Source organism: Actinomadura sp. 21ATH (genome assembly GCF_041951345.1).
Classification (GTDB): Bacteria; Actinomycetota; Actinomycetes; order Streptosporangiales; family Streptosporangiaceae; genus Spirillospora.
In genome coordinates this window covers 1,041,546-1,067,383 of sequence record NZ_JBGNUR010000002.1, presented here as the reverse complement: position 1 = coordinate 1,067,383, position 25,838 = coordinate 1,041,546, and the positions used below count along the sequence as shown (strand labels likewise).

General features: G+C 74.6%; 25 protein-coding genes. 10 read left to right on the top strand and 15 right to left on the bottom strand.

The window, feature by feature from the left end; translation table 11 throughout:
- Positions 1 to 19 precede the first annotated feature (19 nt).
- Both ACA361_RS11270 and ACA361_RS11265 read right to left on the bottom strand, forming a co-directional pair.
- Entirely contained in the window at positions 20 to 268 is a 249-nt protein-coding gene (locus ACA361_RS11270) for a hypothetical protein (protein ID WP_375011800.1), read from the bottom strand.
- A 94-nt stretch (positions 269 to 362) separates the two neighbouring features.
- Positions 363 to 665, bottom strand: a complete 303-nt coding sequence (locus ACA361_RS11265) for a hypothetical protein (RefSeq protein ID WP_375011798.1) — start codon at positions 663 to 665, stop codon at positions 363 to 365.
- Between the two features lie 238 nt (positions 666 to 903).
- Here ACA361_RS11265 and ACA361_RS11260 point away from each other — a divergent pair, with 238 nt between their 5' ends.
- Positions 904 to 1,998, top strand: coding sequence for a hypothetical protein (locus tag ACA361_RS11260; RefSeq protein WP_375011797.1), 1,095 nt, complete (start codon positions 904 to 906; stop codon positions 1,996 to 1,998).
- A gap of 16 nt (positions 1,999 to 2,014) precedes the next feature.
- Here ACA361_RS11260 and ACA361_RS11255 read toward each other — a convergent pair whose 3' ends face one another.
- The 5 genes from ACA361_RS11255 to ACA361_RS11235 form a co-directional block, all read right to left on the bottom strand.
- Positions 2,015 to 2,380 (bottom strand): hypothetical protein, encoded by a 366-nt coding sequence (locus tag ACA361_RS11255; RefSeq protein WP_375011795.1) that lies wholly within the window; start codon positions 2,378 to 2,380, stop codon positions 2,015 to 2,017.
- Positions 2,381 to 2,451: 71 nt separating this feature from the next.
- Complete coding sequence (locus ACA361_RS11250; RefSeq protein WP_375011794.1) at positions 2,452 to 3,798, bottom strand: FAD-dependent oxidoreductase; 1,347 nt, start codon at positions 3,796 to 3,798, stop codon at positions 2,452 to 2,454.
- A 113-nt stretch (positions 3,799 to 3,911) separates the two neighbouring features.
- Positions 3,912 to 5,393: an amino acid permease gene (locus ACA361_RS11245; RefSeq protein WP_375011792.1), complete on the bottom strand. Its 1,482-nt coding sequence runs from the start codon at positions 5,391 to 5,393 to the stop codon at positions 3,912 to 3,914.
- Positions 5,394 to 5,546: 153 nt separating this feature from the next.
- The gene (locus tag ACA361_RS11240; RefSeq protein ID WP_375011791.1) at positions 5,547 to 7,631 is read right to left on the bottom strand and encodes a 3-hydroxyacyl-CoA dehydrogenase NAD-binding domain-containing protein; all 2,085 of its coding nucleotides are present in this window, start codon (positions 7,629 to 7,631) and stop codon (positions 5,547 to 5,549) included.
- A complete protein-coding gene (locus ACA361_RS11235) occupies positions 7,628 to 8,830 on the bottom strand; it encodes a thiolase family protein (protein ID WP_375011790.1) in 1,203 nt (400 codons plus the stop codon). Before ACA361_RS11235 ends, ACA361_RS11240 begins: the two co-directional genes overlap by 4 nt.
- A gap of 148 nt (positions 8,831 to 8,978) precedes the next feature.
- On the opposite strand from ACA361_RS11235, the gene ACA361_RS11230 reads away from it, so the two are divergent.
- Complete coding sequence (locus tag ACA361_RS11230) at positions 8,979 to 10,730, top strand: AMP-binding protein (protein ID WP_375011789.1); 1,752 nt, start codon at positions 8,979 to 8,981, stop codon at positions 10,728 to 10,730.
- Here the strand turns inward: ACA361_RS11230 and ACA361_RS11225 are convergent.
- The 4 genes from ACA361_RS11225 to ACA361_RS11210 form a co-directional block, all read right to left on the bottom strand.
- Positions 10,648 to 11,889 carry a sensor histidine kinase gene (locus ACA361_RS11225; RefSeq protein ID WP_375011788.1) on the bottom strand — a complete coding sequence of 414 codons (1,242 nt, stop codon included), beginning with the start codon at positions 11,887 to 11,889 and terminating at the stop codon, positions 10,648 to 10,650. The two genes, ACA361_RS11230 and ACA361_RS11225, sit on opposite strands and share 83 nt — an antisense overlap.
- The gene (locus tag ACA361_RS11220) at positions 11,889 to 12,545 is read right to left on the bottom strand and encodes a response regulator transcription factor (protein WP_375011787.1); all 657 of its coding nucleotides are present in this window, start codon (positions 12,543 to 12,545) and stop codon (positions 11,889 to 11,891) included. Before ACA361_RS11220 ends, ACA361_RS11225 begins: the two co-directional genes overlap by 1 nt.
- A 41-nt stretch (positions 12,546 to 12,586) precedes the next feature.
- A complete protein-coding gene (locus ACA361_RS11215) occupies positions 12,587 to 13,480 on the bottom strand; it encodes an SMP-30/gluconolactonase/LRE family protein (protein ID WP_375011786.1) in 894 nt (297 codons plus the stop codon).
- A 64-nt stretch (positions 13,481 to 13,544) separates the two neighbouring features.
- On the bottom strand, positions 13,545 to 14,957 hold the full coding sequence (locus ACA361_RS11210; RefSeq protein WP_375011785.1) for an arylsulfotransferase family protein: 1,413 nt from the start codon (positions 14,955 to 14,957) through the stop codon (positions 13,545 to 13,547).
- Positions 14,958 to 15,153: 196 nt separating this feature from the next.
- Between ACA361_RS11210 and ACA361_RS11205 the strand changes: the two genes are divergently transcribed.
- Genes ACA361_RS11205 through ACA361_RS11180 form a run of 6 tightly spaced genes read left to right on the top strand, consistent with a single transcriptional unit; the run spans position 15,154 to position 19,345 of the window.
- Complete coding sequence (locus ACA361_RS11205) at positions 15,154 to 15,672, top strand: hypothetical protein (RefSeq protein ID WP_375011784.1); 519 nt, start codon at positions 15,154 to 15,156, stop codon at positions 15,670 to 15,672.
- Complete coding sequence (locus tag ACA361_RS11200) at positions 15,669 to 16,721, top strand: peptidoglycan-binding protein (RefSeq protein WP_375011782.1); 1,053 nt, start codon at positions 15,669 to 15,671, stop codon at positions 16,719 to 16,721. Before ACA361_RS11205 ends, ACA361_RS11200 begins: the two co-directional genes overlap by 4 nt.
- Positions 16,714 to 17,379 carry an ABC transporter ATP-binding protein gene (locus tag ACA361_RS11195; protein ID WP_375011781.1) on the top strand — a complete coding sequence of 222 codons (666 nt, stop codon included), beginning with the start codon at positions 16,714 to 16,716 and terminating at the stop codon, positions 17,377 to 17,379. Before ACA361_RS11200 ends, ACA361_RS11195 begins: the two co-directional genes overlap by 8 nt.
- A complete protein-coding gene (locus ACA361_RS11190; RefSeq protein ID WP_375011780.1) occupies positions 17,376 to 18,566 on the top strand; it encodes an ABC transporter permease in 1,191 nt (396 codons plus the stop codon). Before ACA361_RS11195 ends, ACA361_RS11190 begins: the two co-directional genes overlap by 4 nt.
- Before the next feature lie 60 nt (positions 18,567 to 18,626).
- Positions 18,627 to 18,989 (top strand): hypothetical protein, encoded by a 363-nt coding sequence (locus ACA361_RS11185; RefSeq protein ID WP_375011779.1) that lies wholly within the window; start codon positions 18,627 to 18,629, stop codon positions 18,987 to 18,989.
- A 35-nt stretch (positions 18,990 to 19,024) separates the two neighbouring features.
- Positions 19,025 to 19,345: a tetratricopeptide repeat protein gene (locus ACA361_RS11180; protein WP_375011778.1), complete on the top strand. Its 321-nt coding sequence runs from the start codon at positions 19,025 to 19,027 to the stop codon at positions 19,343 to 19,345.
- A gap of 8 nt (positions 19,346 to 19,353) precedes the next feature.
- Here ACA361_RS11180 and ACA361_RS11175 read toward each other — a convergent pair whose 3' ends face one another.
- From ACA361_RS11175 to ACA361_RS11165, 3 genes are all read right to left on the bottom strand, one after another.
- A complete protein-coding gene (locus tag ACA361_RS11175; RefSeq protein WP_375012009.1) occupies positions 19,354 to 20,553 on the bottom strand; it encodes a ribonuclease D in 1,200 nt (399 codons plus the stop codon).
- 262 nt (positions 20,554 to 20,815) lie between these two features.
- On the bottom strand, positions 20,816 to 21,382 hold the full coding sequence (locus tag ACA361_RS11170) for a DUF3000 domain-containing protein (protein ID WP_375011777.1): 567 nt from the start codon (positions 21,380 to 21,382) through the stop codon (positions 20,816 to 20,818).
- 232 nt (positions 21,383 to 21,614) lie between these two features.
- The gene (locus tag ACA361_RS11165; protein ID WP_375011776.1) at positions 21,615 to 21,878 is read right to left on the bottom strand and encodes a hypothetical protein; all 264 of its coding nucleotides are present in this window, start codon (positions 21,876 to 21,878) and stop codon (positions 21,615 to 21,617) included.
- Between the two features lie 164 nt (positions 21,879 to 22,042).
- On the opposite strand from ACA361_RS11165, the gene hemE reads away from it, so the two are divergent.
- The gene (hemE, locus tag ACA361_RS11160; protein WP_375011775.1) at positions 22,043 to 23,107 is read left to right on the top strand and encodes a uroporphyrinogen decarboxylase; all 1,065 of its coding nucleotides are present in this window, start codon (positions 22,043 to 22,045) and stop codon (positions 23,105 to 23,107) included.
- 15 nt (positions 23,108 to 23,122) lie between these two features.
- On the opposite strand, the gene ACA361_RS11155 is transcribed toward hemE, so the two are convergent.
- The gene (locus tag ACA361_RS11155) at positions 23,123 to 24,223 is read right to left on the bottom strand and encodes a DUF4349 domain-containing protein (protein WP_375011774.1); all 1,101 of its coding nucleotides are present in this window, start codon (positions 24,221 to 24,223) and stop codon (positions 23,123 to 23,125) included.
- Between the two features lie 189 nt (positions 24,224 to 24,412).
- Between ACA361_RS11155 and hemG the strand changes: the two genes are divergently transcribed.
- Entirely contained in the window at positions 24,413 to 25,837 is a 1,425-nt protein-coding gene (hemG, locus tag ACA361_RS11150; RefSeq protein WP_375011773.1) for a protoporphyrinogen oxidase, read from the top strand.
- The last annotated feature ends 1 nt before the right edge of the window (position 25,838 follow it).

Below are 25,838 nucleotides of genomic sequence, written 5' to 3'. Positions count from 1 at the left end.
GCGTCCGCGGGCCCGCCGGTCAGCGGACGCCGGACGTGACCTCCTGGATGCCGGCCCCCTTGGAACCGGCCCAGTAGAGGGTCTCGTGGTAGTAGACCCGGCCGTCCTCGCCCACATGGGTGGTGTGGACGCGGAGCACGGCCTCTCCATGGGCCACGCTCGCGAACTTGTGAGTCTGGGAGACGTCGGCCGAGGCCACTGCCGGGGCCGCCGCGACGAGGGCGAGTGCGGTGGCGCCCGTCAGGGCGATCCGGCGGGTGTTGTTCATGGATGTTCCTAGCTCTGATGTCGGATGGGACCGAACGGATGGTCCCGCCCGCGGCCGCGGGCGGGACCGTCTTCAGATCAGGTGGCGGTCGGCGTCACTTGGCGACGCTCTTGGCGTCCTTCAGGAACGCGCCGTCGCGGCCGGCGCCCTCGATCGACTTCTTGTAGAACGCGACCTTGTCGTGGCCGTGGTGCTTGCCCTTGTGGTGGCCGTGGCACTTGTGGTCGCAGTCGTCGTGGACCGTGCCGGCCTTGATGTTCTTCTTGAAGGCGCCGTCGGGGCCGGCCGCCAGGAAGTTGTGCTCGTGGTACGTGTCGGCCATCGCCGCACCGGCCCCGAACAGTGCCATCCCCGCGGTGGCGAAGCCGACGATCGTGATGCGCTGCATCGTGTTCATGAACGTGTCTTCCTTCCTTGCCCGCGCCCCGGCGAACCCGGGGTGGCGGGGCAAGATCCGTTGATTTTCCACGGGCTCAATTACCCTGGGTGTGACAGTGAACACAGTGTGTGATTAAAGGTGCTTTTGCGTGTCGGTGGTCGAGGCGTGGTCCGCGGATCCTCGCCCGGAGCGCGCCACTCTGGTAACTGTGAGTAGTCATCGAGGTGATCACGTTCTGGAGTGACGGGGGACGACCATGCGACACACGTTCGGGAACGGAAGAGCCCTGCGCCGCGGGGCGGTGCCAGCGGCCGCGCTCGCGCTGGTGGCGGCGCTGCCGGCGGTGGCGGTGGCGGCGCCCTCGGCCCCGGTGCCGTGCCCTGACGGCAAGGGGGACGAGGCCGCGCTGGCCCGCGCCTTCCGCGCCGGCGGGACCATCACGCTGGAGCCCCGCTGCGTCTACGCCATGACCAGGAAGCACGGCACCGACTCCGTGCTGCCGGCGGTCACCAGGGACACCCGTGTCGAGGGGAACAAGGCCACGATCGTCTGGCGCGGCACCGAGCGGGTGCGGACGATGATCGAGTTGGCGGGCGAGCCCCGCGTGCGGTTCGAGATGCGGGACGTGCAGATGCGGACCGGGCGCGGGATGTCGAACATCAGGATCCGGCCGGGCACGAGCGCCTCGATCTCCAACGTCAGCGGCGGCGACTCGTCGTTCTGGAAGCGGTTCTTCGGTGTCGGCCGGGACGATGACGACAGGGCCGGGACCAGGCCCGCGGCCGGCGCGCCCGCGCCGCGCACGGCCGACCGGCCGGCGGCCGGCACGTCCAGGGAGGGGGCGCCCGCGCCCACCGGCGGCGTGCCCGAGGCCCCGGTGCGCAGCGACCCCGAGCCGGGCGCTCCGGCCGCCGGCGCGCCCGCGCCCGCGCCTCCCGCACCCGAGGCCGCGCCCAACGCGCCTGCGGACGGTGCGCCGGCCGCACAGCCCAAGGCGGTGCAGCCCAAGGACCAGCCGCAGGATCAGCAGGCACAGCAGCAGCCGTACGCGCCGCAGCCCTACGCCCAGCAGCCGTACGCCCAGCAGCCGTATGCGCCGCAGCCCTACGCCCAGCAGCCGTACGCGCCGCGCCCGTACGCGCCGCAGCCCTACGCCTACGACCCGTACGCCTACGACCCGTACGCCGACAGGGACCTGGTCAACAAGGACGGCTTGAGCGACGAGGAGGAGCGCAAGTTCGCCGCCGCGTTCGTCCCGGCGCTCCTGAACGGCCCGCTCGCCAACCTCACGGACCTGGGCGGCCTGCTCGGGTTCCTCGGCGGGCCGCAGAAGGGCCGCGGCGGCCGGTAGCGCCCGCCGCCGCTCCTCACACGCCCTCGGCGGCCACCAGCTGCCAGAAGTGCGTGATGGAGGCCGCGGCGGTGCCGAGGTCGCGGCCGGAGTACGTCCACCGGCCGCGCAGCCGCCAGGGTCGGCCCGCGCCGTCCTGCACGAAGACCTGCAGCGGGAACGTCGCGTCGTGCGCCCGGATGACGCCGGACGGATCGACCGTCGGCCGCAGTTCCGGCTCGCCCTCGCACCGCACGCCCATGACGCGCGTTCCCGGATCCTGGCGCAGGAGGCCCTGCGTCAGGTCGTAGACGAGGACGGACACGTAGTCGGGGCCGAGCCACCTGAGGTCGGGCAGCCGGGCGGGCGGGGGGAATCCGTACAGCTCTGGACCGCCGGTCACACGCGCACCGTAGCGCCCCGGTCAGGTCTGCGTCACTAGTTCGCCACGGGGTTCTCTGGCGCGGCGGCGGCTCAGCCCGGGTGGCAGGCCGACCGCATGGCCTCCCACCGGGCCAGCTTGACCCGCTCGCCGCGGCCGAGCGAGCGCGCCAGCTCGATCTCCGCGGCGTCCAGGTTGAGCCAGTCGGCGTAGGTGACCACGCGCAGGCCGCGCGACTCCAGCAGCTCCTCGATCGTCCGGGCGGGCCGGGGCCCGTCCGGGTGGAGGTCGGCGAGCAGGTTCCGCACGGTCTCGGCCGCGTCGGACTTGTTGGTGCCGACGACGCCGGTGGGGCCGCGCTTGATCCAGCCCGCCACGTACTCACGCGGGACGACGCCGTCCGGGCCGACGATCCGGCCGCCCTCGTTGGGGACGACGTAGGACCGCTCGTCGAACGGGACGCCCTCCAGCGCCACGCTCTGGTAGCCGACGGAGCGCAGCACCATGCCGACCGGGAGCGTCTCGAACTCGCCGGTGCCGGTGACGCGGCCCGACTCGTCCAGCCGGGTGCGCTCCAGCCGCAGCCCCTCGACCCGCCCGGTGCCGACGATCTCCACCGGGGCCCGCCAGAACCGCACGTCGATGCGGCGCGGCCGGTCCCCGGCGGGCTCGCCGGTCCAGCCGTTCAGGACCTTGACGTTGCCGCGCACGTGCCGGTCGGACTCGGCCAGCTCCGCGCTCGCCGGGTCCAGGTCCATGTCCTCGGGCCGCACGTGCACGCTCACCCCGGGCAGCTCGCCCAGCTCGCGCAGCTCCTTGGTGGTGAACTTGGCCTGCGCGGGCCCGCGCCGCCCGACCATGTGGACGCGCCGCACCTTGCTCGCCGCGAGCGCCTCCATCACGTGCTCGGGGATGTCGGTCTGGTGCAGCTCCTCGACGGTCTTGGCGAGGATCCGCACCACGTCCACGGCCACGTTGCCGACGCCGATGACCGCGACCTCCTCGGCGGTCAGGTCGAAGGAGTGGTCGGCGGCGTCGGGGTGCCCGCAGTACCAGTTGACGAAGTCGGTGGCGGCCACGCTGCCGGGCAGGTCCTCGCCCGGGACGCCGAGGTGCCGGTCGACCATCGCGCCGGTCGAGTAGATCACCGCGTCGTAGCAGTCCAGCAGGTCCGTGCGGGTCACGTCGCGGCCCAGCTCCACGCAGCCGAAGAACCGCACCGCCGGGTTCTCCAGCACGCGCTGCAGGTAGCGGGCGATCGACTTGATGGACTTGTGGTCGGGCGCCACGCCGTACCTGACCAGCCCGTACGGGGTGGGCAGCCGGTCGAGGACGTCGACCCGGACGTTGTCGTCGGTCTGCTTGACCAGGGCCTCGGCGGCGTAGAGGCCCGCGGGCCCGGAGCCGATCACTGCGACGTGCGGGGGTGCGGTCGTCATGCGCGCCATTGTGCCCATCCGATGTGGGAAACGACACACGGACCCCGCACGTCCGGGAGAATCCGCAGGTCACGGCCCGTTCGCGGCGCCGCCGCGGCCCGGCCCGCGTCCCGTCACGGGGCCTTGTGCCGGTGCGCGGCGCGCAGCCGGCTGTGCCGGTGCCCGTACGCGAAGTAGATCAGGAAGCCGATCGCCATCCAGGCCAGGAACCGCAGCCAGGTCTCCAGCGGCAGGTTGAGCATCACGAACAGGCAGCCGAGCACCGACAGCGCGGGCACCAGCGGGACCAGCGGGGCGCGGAACGCGCGGGGCAGGTCGGGCCGGGTCCGGCGGAGGATCACCACCGCGATCGAGACGACCAGGAACGCGAACAGCGTGCCGATGTTGACCAGCTCGGCCAGCGCCGCCAGCGGGATGAACCCGGCCAGCGCGGCGGCGATCACGCCCATCACGATCGTGGAGCGGTACGGGGTGCCGAAGCGGGGGTGGACGGCCGACAGCCAGCGCGGCAGCAGCCCGTCCCGGCTCATGGAGAAGAACACCCGGCTCTGCCCGAGCAGCAGGATCAGCACCACGGTGGTGAGCCCGGCGACGGCGCCGATGCTGATGACCGTGGCGAACCCGGGGTGCCCCGCGGCCTTGAACGCGTCGGCCAGCGGCGCCGACTCGCTGAGCTCGCTGTAGTGCTGCATGCCGACCACGACCAGGGAGACGGCCGCGTACAGCACGGCGGTGATCGCCAGCGAGCCGATCAGGCCGATCGGCATGTCCCGCTGCGGGTTGCGGGCCTCCTCGGCGGCCGTGGCGACGATGTCGAAGCCGATGTAGGCGAAGAACACGATCGCGATGGCGGCGAAGATGCCGAGCCAGCCGAAGCTGACCGGCTCGATCCCGAAGAGCACCTGCATGAGCGGCGCCTTGGCGCCCTCGACCGCCGGGGTGGGCTGGGACTCGGGGATGAACGGCTTGTAGTTGGCGCCCTTGATGAAGAACAGCCCGGCGACGATCACCAGCAGGACGACGAAGACCTTGATGGCCACGACGACGGCGTTCACCCGCGAAGAGATCTTGATGCCGAGGACGAGCACGGCCGTCACGGCCAGCACGAGGAGGATGGCGGGGACGTTGACGACGCCGCCCTCCCCGGGCGGGTTGGCTATCTTCTCGGGCAGGGTGAGGCCGAGGGTGTCCAGCAGCGAGGCCGCGTAGCCCGACCAGCCGACCGACACCACCGCGGCCGCGAGCGCGAACTCCAGGATGAGGTCCCAGCCGATGATCCAGGCGGGCAGCTCGCCCAGCGTGGCGTAGGAGAACGTGTAGGCGGACCCGGCCACCGGGACGGTCGAGGAGAACTCGGCGTAGCAGAGCGCGGCCAGCCCGCAGACGACGGCGGCCAGGATGAACGAGATCGCCACCGCGGGGCCGGCCTTGTCCTTGGCCACCTGGCCGGTCAGCACGAAGATGCCGGTGCCGATGATCACACCGACCCCGAAGACGACCAGGTCGAGCGCGCCGAGGTCGCGGCGCAGGCGCTGTTCGGGCGCCTCGGTGTCGCGGATCGAATCCTCGACGGACTTGGTACGGAACAGGCTCACGCCGTCCTCCTCGGCGGGGGTGATGGTACGGGATGATGATCACCGAATGCGCCCGGCCGAAACCGGTCCGTAGGGGATCGGGAGGGATTCACGAGAAAGGCGTTCCCAGATTGCTCCGGGAACGCCTTTTTCGTCCGTTCTGTGGCCCGCGGGCTAGGCGAGCGACGCCGTCCCCGGCTCCAGGAAGCGGCGGCCGTTCACGGCCTCGCTGATCCCGGCCCGGTCCAGGTACGGCGTGATGCCGCCCAGGTGGAACGGCCAGCCCGCGCCCAGGATCATGCACAGGTCGATGTCCTGCGCGGCCGCGACCACGCCCTCGTCCAGCATGATCCCGATCTCCTCGGCCAGCGCCCGCAGCGCCCGGTCGAGCACCTCGGCCTCGGTGGACGGCGCGGTGCCGCCCTCGAAGAACGCGACCGCCTCGGGGTCGAGCGTGAAGTCGGGCCGGTAGACGCCCGTCCTGCCCGCCTTCACGAACGCGGCGAACTTCTCCGACAGCGGGAACCGCTCGGGGAATGCGCCGTGCAGCGTCTCGTTGACGTGCAGCGCGATCGCCGGGCCGACCAGCCCCATCAGCACGAACGGCGGCATCGGCAGCCCCAGCGGCGCGGCGGCGCGCTCGGCGACCTCGACCGGCGTGCCCTCGTCCACGGTCTGGATGATCTCGGCCATCAGCCGCAGCAGGATCCGGTTGACCACGAACGCGGGCGCGTCCTTGACCAGCACGCACGACTTCTTGAGCTTCCTGCCCGCCGCGAACGCGGTGGCCAGCGCCGCGTCGTCGGTCTTCTCACCGCGGACGATCTCCAGCAGCGGCAGCACCGCGACCGGGTTGAAGAAGTGGAAGCCCACCACCCGCTCGGGGTGCCTCAGCTCCGCGGCCATCTCGGTGACCGACAGCGAGGAGGTGTTGGTCGCCAGCACGCACTCGGGGGAGACGTGCTCCTCCAGCTCGGCGAACACCTTCCGCTTGACCGACATCTCCTCGAACACGGCCTCGATGACGAAGTCGGCGTCCGCGAACGCGTCCTTGGTCAGCGAGCCGCCGATCAGCGACTTGAGCCGGTTGGCCTTGTCGGCCGACACGCGGCCCTTGGCCAGCAGCTTGTCGATCTCGCCGTGCGCGTACCCGACGCCCCTGTCGAGGCGGTCCTGGTCCAGGTCGGTCAGCACGACCGGGACCTCCAGCCGGCGGGCGAACAGCAGCGCGAGCTGCGAGGCCATCAGGCCCGCGCCGACCACGCCGACCTTGGTCACCGGGCGCGCCAGGTCCTTGCCGGGGGCGCCGGCCGGGCGCTTGGCGCGCTTCTGGGTGAGGTCGAACGCGTACAGCCCGGCGCGCAGCTCGTCGCTCATGATGAGGTCGGCCAGCGCCTCGTCCTCGGCGGCGAAGCCCTCGTCGCGGGTGCGGTCCTTGGCGGCGGCGACCAGGTCCAGGGCGCGGACGAACGATGGCGCGGCGCCGTGCAGCTTGCCCTCGACCGTCCAGCGGGCCTGCGCGACCGCGTCGTCCCACGCCTTGCCGGTGTCGATCTCGGGCCGCTCGACCTTGGCCGCGCCGGTGAGCACGCGGGCGGTCCAGGCCAGCGACTCCTCCAGGAAGTCGGCCGACTCGAAGATCGCGTCCGCGATGCCCAGCTCGTACGCCTGCCGGCCCTTGAGGGTGCGGTTCTGCGCCATCGGGTTGTCGATGATGACCTTGAGCGCCTTCTCCGCGCCGATCAGGCGGGGGAGCAGGTACGTGCCGCCCCAGCCGGGCACCAGGCCCAGGAACGCCTCGGGCAGCGCCAGCGCCGGGACGCCCGCGGAGATCGTCCGGTACGTGCAGTGCAGCGCGATCTCGACGCCGCCGCCCATCGCCGCGCCGTTGACGTACGCGAACGAGGGCACGTCCAGCTCGCCCAGCCGCCGGAACACGTCGTGGCCCAGCCTCCCGATCGCCTGCGCGTCCTCGCGCTTCCCGATCAGCGGCACGCCCTTGAGGTCGGCGCCGACGGCGAAGATGAACGGCTTGCCGGTCACGCCGACGGCCGCGATGTCGTCGCGGGCGGCGACGGCGTCGATGGCGGCGTTCAGCTCGGTCAGGCCGTTCGGGCCGAAGGTGTTCGGCTTGGTGTGGTCGTGCCCGTTGTCGAGCGTGATCAGCGCCAGCGTCCCGGCGCCGTACGGCAGCGCGACGTCCCGCACCAGCGCGTGCGTGACGACCTCGTCGCCGAAGATCTCGTTCAGGCCGCTCACTTGGTGCCCTCCCAGTTCACGTTCTCCCAGAGGACCGTGCCGCCCATGCCCATGCCGACGCACATCGTGGTCAGGCCGTAGCGGACGTCGGTGCGCTCCTCGAAGAGCCGGGCCAGCTGGTTCATCAGCCGGACGCCGGACGAGGCCAGCGGGTGGCCGAGCGCGATGGCGCCGCCCCACGGGTTCACCCGGGCGTCGTCGTCGGCGATCTTGAAGTGCTCCAGGAACGCGAGCACCTGGACGGCGAACGCCTCGTTGATCTCGATGAGGCCGATGTCGTCCATGGTCAGCGCGTTGCGGGCGAGCAGCCTCTCGGTCGCGGGGACCGGGCCGACGCCCATGACCTCGGGCTCGACGCCGGCGAAGGCGAAGTCGACCAGCCGCATCCGCGGGGCCAGGCCCAGCTCGCGGGCGACGTCCTCGGCGGCGAGCAGGCAGGCGGTGGCGCCGTCGTTCAGCCCGGCGGCGTTGCCCGCGGTGACGTTGCCGGCGACCCGGAACGGGGTCTTCAGCCCGGCCAGGCTCTCCATCGTGGTGCCCGGGCGCGGCGGCTCGTCCTCGGTCGCGAGGCCCCAGCCCTTCGCGGCGGACCGGATCGCGGTCGGCACCAGGTCCGGCTGGATCTTCCCGGCGGCGTACGCGGCGGCGACCTTCTGCTGGCTGCGCACCGCGTAGGCGTCGGCGCGCTCCTTGGTGATCTGCGGGAACCGGTCGTGCAGGTTCTCCGCCGTCGAGCCCATGACCAGCGCGGACGGGTCCACCAGCCGGTCGGTCATGAACCGCGGGTTCGGGTCGACGCCCTCGCCCATCGGGTGCCGGCCCATGTGCTCGACGCCGCCGGCGATGACGACGTCGTACGAGCCGAACGAGATCCCGGCGCCGGAAGTGGTCACGGCCGTCATCGCGCCCGCGCACATCCGGTCGATCGCGTACCCGGGCACGCTCTTCGGCAGCCCGGCCAGGACGGCGGCGGAGCGGCCGATGGTCAGCCCCTGGTCGCCGGTCTGGGTGGTGGCGGCGATCGCGACCTCGTCCACCCGCTCCGGCGGGAGGGACGGGTTGCGGCGCATCAGCTCGCGGATCGCGCGGACCACCAGGTCATCGGCGCGGGTCTCCGCGTACAGGCCCTTCGGGCCCGCCTTGCCGAACGGCGTGCGTACGCCGTCGACGAACACGACGTCACGTGCGGTACGGGGCACGGGTCGTCCCTCCTCTACTCGTCAGTAACAAGCAATCCTACTCGTCAGTAACCACTGACGAGTGCGGTCGCACGCCCCGGATGCGGCTCTTGTCCGCCTACGGGCCCGTAGGTAACGTGACCGGAAATCACCGGAGGAGGGCACGGTGGTGCATGCGAGACCCGTGTACCGCCCGGGGATGCGGCGGCGGATCGGGCACGTCCGCGACCTGACCTCCCTCTTCCTGCGCACCGGCCTGCTCTTCGGCGGCGCGCCGCACCGCGCGTTCGCCCAGGCCGGCGCGCTGCGCCGGTGGGGCACCACGCTCGCCGGGGCGGTCGCCGCCGCCGTCGCCCGCGCCCCGCACCGGCCCGCCGTGATCGACGAGCGCGGCCGGATGAGCTTCGCCGAGCTGGACGACCGCAGCACCCGGCTCGCCGTGGGCCTGCCGCTGGACGGCCCGCGCGCCCGCGTCGGCGTGCTGTGCCGCAACCACCGCGGGATGGTGGAGACGCTCGTGGCCTGCAGCAAGCGCGGCGCCGAGGTCGTCCTGCTGAACACCGGGTTCGGGCCCGGCCAGGTCCGGGCCGTGCTGGGCGAGCTGCGGCCGGACCTCATCGTCGCCGACGCCGAGTTCGCGCCCGTGCTGGGCGGCGTGCCGATCGCGCTGCGCCGCGCCGTCGTCTGGGCCGACCGGCCGCCCGGCCTGGCCGGGCCGGACGGCGCCGGGCCGACCCTCGACCAGATCGTGCACTCCGCGCCCGCGCCCCCGCTGGCCCCGCCGCGCGTGCAGAGCCGCACCATCGTGCTCAGTTCCGGCACCACCGGCCGGCCCAAGGGCGCCCGCCGCCCGCCCCGCCCCGGCCTGTGGTCGCTGGCCTCGATGACCTCCCGGATCCCGCTGCGGTCCCGGCACACCGTGATCATCGAGGCGCCGCTCTTCCACACCTGGGGGTACGCCGCGCTCCAGATGGCCTGGGGCCTGCGCGCCCCGATCGTGCTGCGCCGCCGGTTCGACCCCGAGGCGACGCTGCGGTCGATCGCCGCCCACCGGGAGACCGCCGTCTTCCTCGTCCCGGTCATGCTCCAGCGGATCATGGAGCTGCCCGAGCAGGTCCGCCGCCGGTACGACGCCTCCTCGCTGCGCGTGGCCGCGCTCAGCGGCGCCGCGCTCCCCGGCGACCTCGCCACCCGGTTCATGGACGCGTTCGGCGACGTCCTCTACAACGTGTACGGGTCCACCGAGGTCTCCTGGGTCGCCATCGCCACCCCGCGCGACCTGCGCCGCGACCCCCGCACCGCCGGCCGGCCGCCGCGCAACACCTCGCTGGCCGTCCTGGACGAGGCCGGCCGCCCGGTCGGCCGCTCCACCCGGGGCCAGATCTTCGCCGCCAACGAGCTGCTCTTCGAGGGCTACACCAGCGGCGACCCCATGGAGGTCAGGGACGGGATGCTCGGCACCGGCGACCTCGGCCACATCGACCACCGCGGGCTGCTGTTCGTGGACGGCCGCACCGACGGCATGGTCGTCTCCGGCGGCGAGAACGTCGTCCCCCGCGAGGTCGAGGACGCCCTGCTGGCGATGCCCGGCGTCCAGGAGGCCGCGGTCGTCGGCGTCCCCGACCCGGCCTGGGGCCAGCGGCTCGCCGCCTACATCGTGCTCCGCCCCGGCGCGCGGCCGGACGCCGACGGCGTCCGCGCCCACGTCCACGACCGGGTGGCCCGCTACGCGGTGCCGCGCGACGTGCACTTCATCGGCGAGCTGCCGCGCAACGCGACCGGCAAGATCGTGCACCGCTGGCTCACCGCGCGGCCCTCGACCGCGCCCGAGGGCCGGGTCAGCTGGGCGCCGCGGCCGCTGGACGCGGCTCCCGTACCGCAGGACCGGGAGCCCGGCCCGCCGCGGGAAACCGCACGGTGATCGCCAGCCCGCCGCCGTCCCGCGGCACCGTCTCGATCGTCCCGCCGTGCGCCTCCACCACCGCCCGGACGATCGACAGCCCCAGCCCGGCGCCGTCCGCCGAGCCCACCCGGTCGGCCCGCAGCCGCCGGAACGGCTCGTAGATCCGCTCGATCTCGTACGACGGGACCGGCCTGCCGGTGTTGGCCACGCGCAGGACCGCCCGGCCGTCCCGCTCCCCGGTGCGGACCCAGACCCGGCCGCCCTCGACGTTGTACTTGAGCGCGTTCTCCAGCAGGTTGGCCGCGCAGCGTTCGAGCAGCACCGGATCGCCGTCGACCACCGCGTCCCCGAGCCGCGCCTCGATCTCGACCTCGGCGGGCCCGTGGTCAGCCGGCCCGTGCGCCTCGACCTGGTCGAGCGCGCTGCGCACCACGTCCGGCAGCGGGGTCGGCGCCGGGTTCTGCGGCTCCCGCTCGGACCGGGCGAGCAGCAGCAGCCCGTCCACCAGCCGCTCGTGCCGGGCGGTGTTGCCCAGCAGGACGTCCGCCAGCGCCTTCGTCTCCGGCGGGTTCTTCCGGCTCGCCAGCGCCACCTCCAGCACCGTCCGGTTGATCGTCAGCGGCGTGCGCAGCTCGTGCGAGGCGTTCGCGACGAACCGCCGCTGCGCGTCGAACGCCCGGCCGAGCCGGTCCAGCATCCGGTCGAAGGTGTCGGCCAGGTCCTTGATCTCGTCCTGCGGGCCGTCCAGCGCGATCCGCTCGTGCAGGGTGCTCTCCGACAGCCGCCGCGCGGTCGCGGTCACCCGGTGCAGCGGCCGCAGCATCCGGCCCGCCACCAGGTACCCGATCACCACCGCGACCACCCCGAAGACCACCAGCATGAGCAGCGAGGTCTGCAGCAGCTGCGCCAGGACCTCCCGCTTCTGCGCCTCGATCTGCCGGTCGTACGCGGCCTTCGCCTCGGTGATCGCCCGCACCCGGTCGGCCGCGGTGAGGATCTGCTCCGCGGTGATGCTCCGGCCGGTCGGGACCGTCCCGAGGCGGTCGTCGATCGCCCGCGCCGCCAGCGCGTAGCTGGCCGCGACCAGCACCGCGATCGACGCCAGGAACAGCGACCCGTACACCAGTGTCAGCCGCGCCCGCAGGTTGAGGCGGGGCCGCACGCCCGGCCGCGCCATCACGCCTCCAGCCGGTAGCCGGCGCCGGTGACGGTCTCGATCAGCCGCGGCTCGCCGAGCTTCTTCCGCAGCGTCGCCATCGTGACCCGGACGATGTTGCTGAACGGGTCGATGTGCTCGTCCCACGCCCGGTCCAGCAGCGTCTCGGCGCTCACCACCCCGCCGTCGGCGCGCAGCAGCTCCTCCAGGACGGTGAACTCCTTCTTCGTGAGCCGGACGGGCCGGCCGTCCCGCAGCACCGTCCGGCGGTGCGGATCGAGCCGTACCCCGGCCCGCTCCAGCACCGGCGGCACGGCGGGCGCCGACCGCCGGCCCAGCGCCCGCACCCGCGCCACCAGCTCGGCGAACACGAACGGCTTGGGCAGGTAGTCGTCGGCGCCCAGCGCCAGCCCGTCCACCCGCTGCTCGACGTCCCCCGCCGCGGTCAGCATCAGGATCCGGCCCGGATGGCCCCCGGCCAGCTCCCGGCACACGTCGTCGCCGTGCACGCCCGGCAGGTCCCGGTCCAGCACGACCACGTCGTAGCCGGTGCACGCGGCGCGCTCCAGGGCGGCGTCCCCGTCGTACGCGACGTCCACCGCCATCGCCTCCTCCCGGAGGCCCTCGGCGATGGCGTCCGCGAGCACCCGCTCGTCCTCAACGATCAGTACGCGCATGCCGGAAGCATGCCGGGACGGGCGTTAAACGGCGGTAAGCCTCAGGGCCGGACGGCGACCGCGTCGTACGGCGTCGTGGGCGTCGGGGGAGTGGTGAACCGGGCGTTCGGCAGGTACAGCCGGTGCCCGAACCGCGCGACCGTCGCCGGCACGTCGAACCGCGGGTCGGTGATCCGCTCCACCACCCGCGCGCTCGACCCGTCCCGGGCGACCTTCAGGACGGCCACCGCGTCGAGCCGGTTCTGGACGACGTACAGCGTGCTCCCCTCGATCAGCATCCCGTCGCCGAACTGGAGGGACTCGCCGCCGAGGTCCACGGCCTTCGCGTGCCCCGTCCGGGGGTTCACCTTGAAGAGCCGGCCGGTGTTGGACTGCACGACCAGCAGCGACCGGCGGTCGGGCGACTGCACGATCCCGTTGGCGTTGGTCCCGGTCTGGTACTGGATGTCGCCCTTGAGGGGGACCGTCTTCGCCGCGCCCCTGGTGCCGAGCGGCAGCCGGTACAGGACGGGGTTGGCCGAGTCGGTCACCCACGCGGCGTCCCGGGTCAGGACCAGATCGTTCACGAACGCGGTCCCGGTGGCCAGGACGTGCCGCTTCAGCACCCGGCCGCTCCTCAGGTCGACCAGCCGGGCGTCGCCGCCGGTGCCGCCCGCGACGTACAGCAGCCCGTTCCCGGTCTTCAGCCCCAGCGACGGGGTCCCCGGGCCCGGGCTGAAGACGCGGCCCTCGCCCGTGCGCAGGTCGGCGCGCCAGATCCGCCCGTCGACCCGCGACCCGAAGTACGCCACCGGGCCCGGCCCGGTGGCGATGCCCTCCGGCTGGAACCCGTCCGGCAGCGCGAGGCGGTCGGGGAACGCCTTCGCCTGCGCCGTCCCGCCCAGGGGGACCAGCAGGCCCACGGCCATCGCCACACCCAGAATTCGTGATCTCATGCCCTCCAACATCGCAAGAGCGGGCGCGGCCCGACAGACCCAGCGTGATCGGAATCTTGCCGGATCAGGCCACCGCCCGCGCCGCCGAGCGCGCCAGCACCGCCCCGTCCGCGCCGAGCGCCTCCACGGCGACGCACCTCGCCCGCCCGATCACCGCGGACGTCTCGAACCCGGCCCGCCGAACCGTCGCCGCCGTCGCCAGCGAGCCCTCCGCCGCCCCGGACAGGAACCGCCAGCCCGCCACGCCGGTCGCGCCGTTCCAGCTGGCGTGGACCTCGATCCGGTGCCCGTCCAGCGGCCCTGCCGCGACGTCGGGCCTGGTCGCGGGCCTGCCCTCCCACTCCATCCGGTACGCCCGGTACGAGGCGCTCTCGCCCAGCGCTAGCTCCATGACGACCGTGCCGTCCGGCGCGAACTCGGTCGCCCCGGTCGTGGAACCCCAGCCGACCAGCAGGTTGCCGCCGGCGAGGCTCTGCAGGTTGCCCATGTACTGGCCGAAGCGCGAGCCGACCGCGAACGTGCTCGCCAGCGACGCCCGCCGCCGCTCCTCGTCCACGTCGAGGACGATGCCGCGCGACGGCCCGTCCCCGACGTTCGCGATGTGGTTGTCGAACAGCGAGAGGCGCCCGCCGGCGACCCGCCGGGCGTCGTGCTGCCAGGCGAACGAGGCCGCCGCCCCCATCGCGAAGTCGCTCCTCCTGCCGCCCAGCCGCCACCGCACCGCGCCCGTCCGGCGGTCCAGCGAGTACACGGTGTGCGTGTTGCGGGCCGACACCAGCAGCGTCTCGCCGTCCGCCTCGACCGAGTTCACGTGGAACGGGTCGAGCGTGCCCTCCCCGGCCCGCACGAAGCTCTCGTCCAGCGCCAGATGCCGCCGCGCGCTCCAGTCCAGCAGCACCCGGCCGGTGCGGACGTCGACCTCCTGGATCCGGTTGTCGACCATCTGCCCGTCCCGGGCCCCGCCGAGCGCCCGCAGGTCGGCGGTCACCTTCGGGTACGCGATCAGCAGCGCCGTCCCCCGGCCGGTGAGCCGGAACTCGTGGAAGTCCGTCTCCACCCCGTTCCCGGTCCGCACCGTCGCGATCCTCCGGTAGCTCCGGTCCAGGACGATCCCGGCGCCCCGGCCGTGCCCGCCCTCCAGGCGCTCGCCCTCCCAGTACGTCAGCACCGGCTCGCCCCGGTAGGTCTGCACCCGCAGATCGGTGATCAGCCGCTCGGAGCGCTGGAACCAGACCGGCCGCCCGTCCCCGTCCAGGATCAGCGCGTCGCTCTGCCCCGTGCCCCGGTGCGGGGTCAGGAACAGCGCGCCGCCGGCCGTGGCCCCCGTCCGCCGCACCGTGATCTCGGGCAGCTCGATGTCCGGCCGCGTCGCGTACCGCTCCGGCCCGCTCACCGGCGCGCTCCGCGCCGGCTCCTGCCGGAACGCCGCGGCCCCGCCCGCGACCGCGGCCGCCCCCGCCAGGCCGGCACCTGCCATGAATCCCCGTCGTGTCAGCCCCATGACCCCCGTTGTAGGCCCCGTACCTGCAAGGACCCCGAGACCGACCTGAAGATCTCCCCCGAGCCGCTCGACGGCCTCTCCGGGCCGTGAGCCCCGGTTAACGCTCGTCTAACCTCGGCGGCGGTCTCATTGGCTCCGCTGGAGGCAGGGTGCCTTCGGCGGAGAGGACGGGATGAGGCTTCGTGGATGGGTCCTCGCGCTGGCCGCAGGGCCGGTGCTGGCGGGGCTCGCGGCGTGCGGGGGCGAGGAGCGGGGGAGCGGCGTCGCCAGTGCCGGGGGAGGACGGGCGGCGCAGGCGTCGGCCTCGCCGTCGCGGTCGCTGAGCCCCGAGGACGCCCAGCTGCGGTTCGCGCGGTGCCTGCGGGACAACGGGGTGGACGTTCCCGACCCCAAGCCCGGCCGGGACTTCCGGATGGAGATCCCCAGGCGGGGCGACACGAAGAAGCTCCAGGCCGCGATGGAGAAGTGCCGGCACTTCCTGGAGGCCACCGGGAAGCTGCCCGACCTGAACGATCCCGAGACCCGGGACAAGCTCGTCCGGTTCGCGCGCTGCGCCCGCCAGAACGGGATCGACATCCCCGATCCGGTGGGCGAGGACGGCCTCAAGGGCGTCATGCAGAACGTCGACCGGACGGAACTGGAGAAGGCGCGCGAGCTGTGCGGGCACCTGCTTCCGGGGAGGAACGGGTGAGGCGGGCGCTGGCGGCCGGGGCGGCCGTGACCGTCGTCGCGGGCGGCGGGGCCGCGTGGGCCCTGGCCGGGGACGGCGGGCGGGCGCGGGCCAACGGGAAGCCGGAGCCGGCCACGGCCGCGGTCACCAGGGGCGACCTGGTGGACACCGAGAAGGTCGACGGGACGCTGACCTACGGCGGGGAGCGGTCCGTCTGGACCGGCGCCTCGGGTGTCGTCACCTGGGCGCCGGCGCAGGGGGCGACCGTACGGCGGGGGAAGCCGCTCATACGGGTGCGGGGCGAGCCCGTGGTGTTGCTGTACGGGGGAACGCCCATGTACCGGACGCTGCGGCAAGGCGTCTCCGCCGGGGCCGACGTCCGGCAGCTGGAGAGCAACCTCGACGCCCTCGGGTACGGGGAGGGGCTGACCGTCGACAGGGAGTTCACCGGGGCGACCGACGCCGCCGTCCGGGAGTGGCAGGACGATCTGGGCCTGGACGTCACCGGGAGCGTGGACGCGCGCCAGGTCGTCTTCCTGCCGCACGCCGTGCGGGTGAAGGAGGTCGAGGCGCCCGAGGGCAAGCGGACGGGCGCGGGGCAGCCGGTGCTGACCGTCGCGGGGACGCGGCGGGTCGTCCACGTCGACCTGGACGCCGACGAGCAGGACATGGCGCGCGAGGGCGCGCGGGTGTCGGTGGAGCTGCCCGGCGGGAAGGTGGTGCGGGGCCGCGTCGAGAGCGTGGGGACGGTCGCCGAGCAGACCGGCACCGAGCAGAACCCCGCGACGACCGTGGACGTGGAGATCTCGCTGGACGGCGGCGGCGGGACGCGGCTGGACCAGGCGCCGGTGACCGTGGAGCTGGAGAGCGAGCGGCGCGCGGACGTGCTGTCGGTGCCGGTCGAGGCGCTGCTGGCCCTGAAGGAGGGCGGCTTCGGGGTCGAGGCCGTCGAGGGGGCGGGCCGGCGCGTGGTCCCGGTGCGGATCGGGGCGTTCGGCGGCGGCCGGGTCGAGGTCGGCGGGACCGGCCTGGCCGCGGGCATGAGGGTGGGGGTGCCGTCCGGTGGGTGAGCGCATCGTCGAGCTGGCGGGGGTCGCCAAGCGCTACGGCGGCGGTGTCGCGGCCCTCAAGGGCGTCGACCTGGTCATCGAGCGCGGCGAGCTGGCCGCCATCGTCGGCCCCTCGGGGTCGGGGAAGTCGACCCTGCTGCACATGATCGGGACGCTGGACCGGCCGAGCGCCGGCACGGTGCGGATCGCCGGGCACGAGATCGGGGCGCTGGACGACCGGGAGCTGTCGGCGCTGCGGGCGCGGCACATCGGGTTCGTCTTCCAGCAGTTCCACCTCGCCCCGGGCGCCGCCGCGCTCGACAACGTCGCCGACGGGCTCCTCTACGGCGGCGTCCCCCTGAAGGAGCGCCGGGAGCGGGCCCGGGCCGCGCTGGAACGGGTCGGGCTCGCGCACCGCGCCGGGCACCGCCCGGCCCAGCTGTCGGGCGGCGAGCAGCAGCGGGTGGCGGTGGCGCGGGCCGTGGTCGGGGAGCCGGACCTGCTCCTCGCCGACGAGCCGACCGGCAACCTCGACTCCGCGGCGGGCGCGGAGGTCCTGGAGCTGCTGGACGGCCTGCACGCGGCCGGCACCACCGTCGCGATCATCACGCACGACATGGAGGTGGCGGGGCGGGCGCCGCGGCGGGTCCGGATGCGGGACGGGGAGGTCGTCCGATGAGCGGGCTCGTGCCGGCGCGGCTGTCCGGGCCGGACGTGGTGCGCGTCGGCCTGGCCGGGCTGCGCGCCCGGCCGGCGCGGGTGGTGCTGTCGGCGCTGGGCATCGCGATCGGGATCGCCACCATGGTCGCCGTCATCGGGATCTCCGCGTCCAGCAAGGAGGACCTGCTGCGGCGGCTGGACCGGCTGGGCACCAACCTGCTGACCGCCGAGCCCGGCGACACGCTGTTCGGCGAGCGGGCCCGGCTGCCGCGCGGCTCGGCCGCGATGGTCGCGCGGATCGGGCCGGTCACCGCGGTCGGCGCCACCGGGACGGTCGACGCGACCGTCCGCCGCACCGACCGGATCCCCGCGGAGATCACGCACGGGATCGGCGTCGCGGCCGCGTCCCAGGAGCTCCTCGGGACGCTCGGTGCGACCGTCCGGCAGGGGACCTGGCTGAACGCCGCCACCGCCCGCTACCCGGGCGTGGTCCTCGGGGCCGAGGCGGCGCGGCGGCTCGGCCTCGACCGGCCCGGCGGACGGGTGTGGATCGGCGGGCGCTGGTTCACCGTCCTCGGCGTCCTGAACGCCGCGGAACTCGCGCCCGAGATCGACCGCTCCGCCCTGGTCGGCTGGGAGGCGGCCGAGCGGTACCTCGGCTTCGACGGGCACCCGACGCGGCTGTACGAGCGGTCCACGGACGCCTCGGTGGCCGACGTCCGGGCCGTCCTCGCCCGTACGGTCAACCCGGAGAACCCCGAGGAGGTCGAGGTGAGCCGGCCCTCGGACGCCCTGGAGGCCAAGGCCGCCGCGGCCGGGGCGTTCACCGGCCTCCTGCTCGGCCTGGGCGCGGTCGCGCTGCTGGTCGGCGGCGTCGGGGTCGCCAACACCATGGTGATATCCGTGCTGGAGCGGCGCCGCGAGATCGGCCTGCGCCGCTCGCTCGGCGCCACCCGCGGGCAGGTGAGAGTCCAGTTCCTGGCCGAATCGCTGCTGCTGTCGGCCCTGGGGGGCGCCGCCGGGACCGTCCTGGGCGCGGCGGTGACGGCCGGGTTCGCCCTGTATCGCGGCTGGCCCCCGGTCGTCCCGCCGTGGGCCCTCGGCGGCGCCCTGGCGGCGACGCTCGCGATCGGAACGGCGGCGGGCCTCTACCCGGCGATGCGGGCGGCGCGGCTGTCGCCGACGGCGGCTCTGGCCACGGTCTGAGGAAGCGGTGCATGATTGGGACGGCCGACGACGCCCCGTTCGCTGGAGGTTCCCGCCGCCATGCCGGTCCCACGCCCGCTGCGCGACCGATGCCGCGAGTTCCTGGGCATCGAGGGGGAGATCCGCTACATCTTCCCCGCGATGACGTACGGCGGCGGCGCCGGTTTCGTCTTCGTCGTGACCGACGAGCAGATCGCCGTGATCTCCACCGGGTCGCTCAGCGGCTCCAAGCCGCGCAGCGTGTGGGGCAGCTACCCGCGCGGCACCCGGATCGGCCCGGTGGAGACGGGGAACGGGGCGTCCTTCGAGTTCGCGGGCGCGTTCTTCGAGGTCGACGACGAGTACGTGCCGGTCGTGAACGCCGCCGACGCGGAGATCTTCGACCGCGACAGCCTGCCCCGCGACCCGCTGCCCGACCTGTGACGGAATAGCCGGGGGCGGCCGCGCGTTCCGCGGGCATGGCGATTCAGCAGCACTTCGAGACCTTCGAGAGGGCCCGCCTGTACTTCGACATGCGCGACCCCGCCGAGGCCGCGCGGATCCTGGCGCCCCTCGCCGACGAGCACCCCGGCAACCGCGAGGTCGTCGAGCTGCTCGGCCGCGCCTACTTCCACTCCGCCCAGCTGGCGCGGGCCGAGGAGACGCTCCGCCACCTGGTGGACCTCGACCCGTGCAACGCGTGGGCGCACGAGGCCCTCGCCCGCACCCTGGAGCGGCGGAACCGCCCCGCCGAGGCCGCCCCCTTCCGGAAGCTGGCCCAGGCGATGGGCGGCGTGTGAGCGCGGCCCTACAGGCCGCCCTTGCACTCCAGGCGGAGTAGCGCCTTCGCCAAGGGCTTGGCCACCAGGTCGAGCTGCCAGGCGCGGGCGCCCAGCGCGCGCAGGGCGGCCGCGATGGCGTCCGGCGTGGTCTCCTGGGGAGGGGACCACGCCAGGCGCCGTACGGAGTCGGGCTGGAGCAGGTTCTCCGTGGGAAGCGCGTGCTCGTCGGCGAGCGCCGCGACCACGGCGCGGGCCGCGGTGAGGCGCTTGGCGGCCTCGGGGTCGCGCTCGGCCCAGCGGTGCGCCGGCGGCGGGCCGTCACCGGGCAGGTTGGACTCGGGCAGCGCCTTGTCGGGCAGCCCCCTGGCCCGCGACACCGCCCGCAGCCACGCGGTCGAGTGGCGGCGGGCGCCCCGGTTGCGCATCGTCGGGAGCGCGTGCAGCTCCGCCGGCGTCTTGGGGGTGGTGAGCGCCAGCTCGATGATCGCCGCGTCCTGGAGGACGCGGCCGGGGGACAGGTCGCGCTCCTGGGCGATCCGGTCGCGGGCCTCCCAGACCTCCCGGACGACGGCCAGCGCGCGGCGGTTGCGCACCCGGTGGATGCCGGACGTGCGGCGCCACGGATCGGGCCTGGGCGTCTTGGGCGGGGTGGCGAGGATCGCCGCGAACTCCTGCAGCGCCCATTCGAGCTTGCCCGCTTCGGCCAGCCGCTCCTCCAGGGCGTCGCGCAGGTCCACCAGCAGCTCGACGTCCAGCGCGGCGTAGCGCAGCCAGTCCTCCGGCAGCGGGCGGGTCGACCAGTCGGCGGCCGAGTGCCCCTTCTCCAGCGCGAAGCCGAGGACGTTGTCGACCATGGAGCCGAGCCCGACCCGGGGGTAGCCGAGCAGCCGCCCGGCCAGCTCGGTGTCGAACAGCCGCCGCGGCGCCAGGCCGACCTCCGCCAGGCAGGGCAGGTCCTGGTTGGCCGCGTGCAGCACCATCTCGGTGTCGGCGAGCGCCGCGTCCAGGGCGGACAGGTCCGGGCAGGCGATCGGGTCGATCAGCGCCGTGCCGGCCCCGTCGCGGCGCAGCTGGATCAGGTACGCCCGCTGGCCGTAGCGGTAGCCGGAGGCGCGCTCGGCGTCGACCGCGACCGGGCCGGTGCCGGCGGCGAACGCGGCGATGACACGTTCCAACCCCGCCGCGTCGGCGATCACCGGGGGCACGCCCTCGCGGGGTTCGAGCAGCGGGACCGCGGCGCGGACGGCGGGCTCGACGGCCGCGCCGGCGGCGGTCGTGGCCGCGGCGGCGGCCGTGGCAGGCGCGGGCCCCGCGCCGGCGGGCGCCGGGGCGGGTGTGGCGGACTCGGGCTCGGTGGCCTGGTCGGTCGTGGCGGACTCCTCGGACGCTGATTCGGACCGGACGGCCGCCGGACCGGTCGCTCGCGCGCCGCCGCCGGCCGTCTCGGTCTCGGACGCTGTGCTTCCCACGCCCCCTACCGTACGTCGCTCAGCCGGTCGCGCCGCCGGGGCGGTCCGGCAGCGCGCTGACACCGGAGGGCGGCAGGCCCGCCGTGGTGCACATCACCTCGCACCACGCGCGCACGTGCCCCTCCAGGTCGTCGCCCGTCGGGGACCACGAGGCGCGCAGCTCCAGCTCGGTGGTGGACGGCTCGTCGCGCTTGTCGCCGAAGCTCTCGGAGACCGCGCGGGTGATCGTGCCGGACTCGCCCGCGTACCCGGCCGGCTCCAGCGCCTCCAGCAGCCAGCTCCAGGCCACCGGGCCGATCAGCTCGTCGGCGGCGATCTCCGGCTCCAGGTCGGCCCGGATGTAGGCCACCACGCGGAACCCGCCGGTCCAGCCGGAGCGGCCCTCGGGGTCGTACAGGACGATCAGCCGCCCCATCGCGACCTCGGTGTCGTCCTCGCGGTAGACGCTGCCCGACATGGCCGTGGCGTACGGCGCCAGGCGCTGGGGGGCGGGCATGTCCTCCAGGTCGAGCTCGGGCCGCAGCGGCGGGCCGTCGATGATCGCGCGCAGCGTCTCGACCGCCTTCTGGAACGGCGCCGGGGTCACGGGCGCACCGGCCGTGAGGTCGGCATCGCCGCCGGGGTCACCGGGGAGGCCGCCGGGAAGGTCGGCGGGGAGTGGGTCGGGGAGGTCGGCCGTGGCGCCGGCCGCGGGCGGCGGCGCGGGGCGGTAAGGCCGGTGGGGGCCGTTCGGGTGCCCGGGAGGGCAGCCCGTGAGGCCGGGGGGCGTGGAGGAGACAGGCACAGCACAGGTGATTTCGTTTCGGGGGCCGGGCCGGTCAGGCCACGGCCCGCTGGGACGCGGTCCGGCCGGACCCCGGAGGGCCGGGGGCCGGAGCGGGCGCCGAGGGGGCGGCGGAGCCGGCGCCGGCATCGGAGTCGGCATCGGCATCGGAGGCGGGGCCCGGGGTGCCGGCCGGGAAGCCGGTCAGGACGGCCGAGCCGCACTCGACGCACGCCAGCTCGGGGCAGTCGGGGCCGTGCCCGTCCTGGCAGGGCGGCCGCTCGAATTCGCGCTCGTCGCCGCAGGTGGAACAGTACAAGGGGGACCTCCCTCGGCTATGACACGGATCACGTTCGCACGAGCCACCGACAGAATGCGGGACTTCGCTCGGCGTGTCCGGAACTTCGTGGACGGCCGGGGCGGCCGTACGGGCACCAGGGGACCTGGTGCGCGGGTCCGGCGAGGCCGTGGGACCATCGTGGGGTGGTCACCGACGCTGATGTTCCGCAGGACTCCGCCGGGCTCCGCGAGAGCGCCTTCCTGAAGGCGTGCCGCCGCGAGCCCGTTCCGCACACCCCGGTCTGGTTCATGCGCCAGGCCGGCCGGTCGCTCCCGGAGTACCTTAAGGCCCGCGAGGGCGTGGCGATGCTGGAGGCGTGCGCCCGGCCGGACCTGATCGTGGAGATCACGATGCAGCCGGTGCGGCGGTACGCGGTGGACGCCGCGATCTTCTTCAGCGACATCATGGTGCCGCTGCGCGCCATCGGGATCGACCTGGACATCAAGCCGGGCGTCGGCCCGGTGATCGCCGACCCGATCCGGGACCGCGCGGACGCGGCGCGGCTGCGCCCGCTGGAGCCCGACGACGTGCCGTACGTCACCGAGGCCGTGCGCGGCCTGGTCGGCGAGCTGGGTGGCACCCCGCTGATCGGGTTCGCGGGCGGCCCGTTCACGCTCGCCTCGTACCTGATCGAGGGCGGCCCGTCCAAGAACCACGACCGCACGAAGGCCCTGATGTACGGGGAGCCCGAGCTGTGGGCGGAGCTGATGGAGCGGCTCGCCGACATCACGATCGGGTTCCTGAAGGTCCAGGTGGCCGCGGGCGCCAGCGCGATCCAGGTGTTCGACTCGTGGGTGGGCGCGGTCGCGCCGGAGGACTACCGGGCGTCGGTGCTGCCGCACACCCGCCGCATCTTCGCGGCGATGGAGCCGCTGGGCGTGCCCCGCATCCACTTCGGCGTCGGCACGGGCGAGCTGCTCGGGCTGATGGGCGAGGCCGGGGCCGACGTGGTGGGCGTCGACTGGCGGGTGCCGCTCGACGAGGCCGTCCGCCGGGTCGAGGCCGGCAAGGCCCTCCAGGGCAACCTGGACCCGGCGCTGCTGTTCGCCCCCTGGGAGGTCGTCGAGCGGCGGGCGCGCGACGTCCTGGAGCGCGGCCGTACCGCCGAGGGCCACGTCTTCAACCTGGGGCACGGCGTGCTGCCGGCGACGAACCCCGACATGCTCGCCCGCCTCGCCGACCTGGTCCACGAGGCGAGCGCGCGCTGACGGGCCCGCCGGCCGCTACCGGGGCGCCTCGGGGGCGCCCTCCCGGGCCGGTTCCGCGGGCTTCGCGGCCTCTGCGGCCTCTGCGGCCTCTGCGGCCTGTTCGGACTCTCCCGTTTCCATGCTCTCCATGCTCTCCATGCCGGGGACGACCTCCCGGGCCGGGACCCGGACGGGGGCCGGCGGCTTCGGCGGGGCGGGGTGCGCCCTCCGCCACCGGCGCCGCAGGAGGTACGCGGGGACGCCGACGGCGGCGGCGAGCGCCAGGAACGGCAGCAGCCAGCCCGTCACGAGCGCCAGCCCGGACAGGAAGCCCGTGAACGCCTCCCAGCCGCTCTTCAGGCCGCCGACGAAGCCCTTGGGGTCCTCGTCGCGCCTGGGGGCGTCCTCGGGCGACTGGACGACGAGCGACACGGTCGCGTAGGCCGTGCTCGCCTTGAGGGCCTTCTGGCGCGCCTGGAGGGCCTCCAGATCGGCCTGCCGGGTCGCGATCTGCTCCTCGACGTTGATCACCTCGCCGACCGTGTCCGCCCGGTCCAGCAGCTTGCGGAACGAGGCGAGCGTGGCCTCGGCCGACCGGACCCGGCTGTCGACGTCCGCGACCTGCTCGGTGACGTCCTCGGCCTCCTGGCGCAGCGAGAGCTTCTCGCCGAGCTGCCGGGCCAGCCGGTCCAGGACGCCGGCGTACCGGTCCGCGGGGACCTTCAGGGTGAGCCGGGCCGTCGCGGGGTCGGTGGACGAGGACTCGTTCGCCACGTACCCGCCCGCCGCGCCGGCCAGCTGCTTGGCCTTCGCCGCGGCCTCCTCGACGCCCTCGGCCTCCACCCGGAGGTCGGCCGAGTAGACGACGGCGCGCCCGGCCGGCACGGGGAGCCGTCCGGGGGCCCGGGCGCCGCCCTGGCCGCCCGAGGCGGAGCCGCCGGAGCCGGTGGAACCGCCGCCCGAGTAGCGGTTGGTCGTGGTGTCCCGGGCGCCCCCGCCCTCCTGGGCCGCCGTGGCGGGCGCGGGCGCCCCGGCGGAATCGCTGCCGCCGCCTCCGCCGCAGGCGGCCAGGGCGCCGGCCAGCAGCAGTACGGCGAGCACGCACACGGCGTGTCTGACGGTTCTGACGGTCACCATGGCCGGTCTGACGGTATGACGCAGATCACCGTTCCGGCCGCCGGATCGCGATCCGGCCACGATGAGGCCGCGCCCAGGTCACGTCCCAGGTCATGTCCCGGGCCGGGCCCGGGGGCGGGGGCCGCCGGAACGGTCCCGTGCGGTGGGGTGCCGCCGGGTCCGCCGGGGGTGTCTGGGATCGTTGAAGGCATGAGCACCTCCCATGTCGTGGTCGTCGGGGCCGGCATCGCGGGCCTCGCGGCGGCCCGGATCCTGGCCCGCGGCGGCGCGCGCGTGACCGTACTGGAGGGCTCCCCGCGCATCGGCGGCAAGCTCCAGGTCAGCGAGATCGCCGGGGTACCGGTGGACGAGGGCGCGGAGTCGATGCTGGCCCGCCGCCCGGAGGGCCTGGACCTGGTCCGGGACCTCGGCCGGTCCGGCGAGCTGGTGCACCCGGGGACGACCTCGTCCGCGATCCTCAGCCACGGCGCGCTCCGCCGGATCCCGTCGGGGCAGGTCATGGGCGTCCCGTCCGACCTGCGCGCGCTGGCGGGCTCGCACGTGCTGTCCGCCGCGGGGACGGCCCGCGTCCCGCTCGACCTGCTGCTCCGCGAGACGCCGCGCGGCAGCGACGTGTCCGTCGCCGACTACATCGGCGCCCGGATGGGCCGGGAGGTCGTCGACCGGCTCGTCGAGCCGCTGCTGGGCGGCGTGTACGCGGGCCGCGTCGAGGAGCTCTCGTTCGAGTCGACCCTGCCCGCCGTGGCCGCCGCCGCCCGCTCGCACCGCTCGCTCATCGCCGCCGTGCGCGGCATCCGGGAGTCGGCGCCCGACCCCGCGCGGGCCGGGCCGGTGTTCGCGACGCTGCCCGGCGGGCTCGGCACCCTGCCGCACCTGGTCGCCGAGGACCTCGCCGCCGCCGGCGGGTCGGTCCGTACCGGGACGGCGGTCCGCGAGCTGCGCCGTACCCCGGAGGGCTGGCGCCTCACCCTGGGCTCCGCCCGGGACCCCGAGCGGATGGACGCGGACGCCGTCGTGCTCGCCGTGCCGGCCGCGCCCGCCGCGCGCCTCCTGGACGCCGACGTCCCGGCCGCCGCGCGCGAGCTGGCCCGCATCGACTACGCGAGCATGGCCATCATCACGCTCGCCTACTCGGCGACCGCGTTCCGCCGCCTCCCGGCGGGCAGCGGCTACCTGGTGCCGGCCGTGGAGGGGCGCGAGGTCAAGGCGGTCACGTTCAGCTCGATCAAGTGGCCGCACCTGCGCGACCGGGAGCCCGGCGTCATCGCCGTGCGGTGCTCCATCGGGCGGTTCCGCGAGGAGGAGGCGCTGCAGCGGGGCGACGAGGACCTCAAGGCCGCCGCGATGACGGAGCTCGCGGCCACCTGCGGGGTCTCGGAGCTTCCCCTGGAGAGCAGGGTGACCCGCTGGGGCGGGGGGCTGCCGCAGTACAACGTGGGCCACGCCGACCGCGTGGCGCGCGTCCGCGCCGCCGTCCTCCAGGAGCCGGGACTGGCCGTGGCGGGCGCGGCGTACGACGGACTGGGGATCCCGGCCTGCATCGCGAGCGCGCGCGCCGCGGCGGCCAGGGTGCAGGAGTTTCTGGAGAGCCGGGCGAGAGCCGGGAGGGAATGAG

Excerpts from the sequence above, each read along its gene's own strand:
- ACA361_RS11270 (WP_375011800.1), bottom strand. The coding sequence starts at position 268 with ATGAACAACACCCGCCGGATCGCCCTGACGGGCGCCACCGCACTCGCC.
- ACA361_RS11265 (WP_375011798.1), bottom strand. The coding sequence starts at position 665 with ATGAACACGATGCAGCGCATCACGATCGTCGGCTTCGCCACCGCGGGG.
- ACA361_RS11260 (WP_375011797.1), top strand. The coding sequence starts at position 904 with ATGCGACACACGTTCGGGAACGGAAGAGCCCTGCGCCGCGGGGCGGTG.
- ACA361_RS11250 (WP_375011794.1), bottom strand. The coding sequence starts at position 3,798 with ATGACGACCGCACCCCCGCACGTCGCAGTGATCGGCTCCGGGCCCGCG.
- ACA361_RS11225 (WP_375011788.1), bottom strand. The coding sequence starts at position 11,889 with ATGGCGCGGCCGGGCGTGCGGCCCCGCCTCAACCTGCGGGCGCGGCTG.
- ACA361_RS11220 (WP_375011787.1), bottom strand. The coding sequence starts at position 12,545 with ATGCGCGTACTGATCGTTGAGGACGAGCGGGTGCTCGCGGACGCCATC.
- ACA361_RS11215 (WP_375011786.1), bottom strand. The coding sequence starts at position 13,480 with ATGAGATCACGAATTCTGGGTGTGGCGATGGCCGTGGGCCTGCTGGTC.
- ACA361_RS11210 (WP_375011785.1), bottom strand. The coding sequence starts at position 14,957 with ATGGCAGGTGCCGGCCTGGCGGGGGCGGCCGCGGTCGCGGGCGGGGCC.
- ACA361_RS11205 (WP_375011784.1), top strand. The coding sequence starts at position 15,154 with ATGAGGCTTCGTGGATGGGTCCTCGCGCTGGCCGCAGGGCCGGTGCTG.
- ACA361_RS11190 (WP_375011780.1), top strand. The coding sequence starts at position 17,376 with ATGAGCGGGCTCGTGCCGGCGCGGCTGTCCGGGCCGGACGTGGTGCGC.
- ACA361_RS11185 (WP_375011779.1), top strand. The coding sequence starts at position 18,627 with ATGCCGGTCCCACGCCCGCTGCGCGACCGATGCCGCGAGTTCCTGGGC.
- ACA361_RS11180 (WP_375011778.1), top strand. The coding sequence starts at position 19,025 with ATGGCGATTCAGCAGCACTTCGAGACCTTCGAGAGGGCCCGCCTGTAC.
- ACA361_RS11155 (WP_375011774.1), bottom strand. The coding sequence starts at position 24,223 with ATGGTGACCGTCAGAACCGTCAGACACGCCGTGTGCGTGCTCGCCGTA.
- hemG (WP_375011773.1), top strand. The coding sequence starts at position 24,413 with ATGAGCACCTCCCATGTCGTGGTCGTCGGGGCCGGCATCGCGGGCCTC.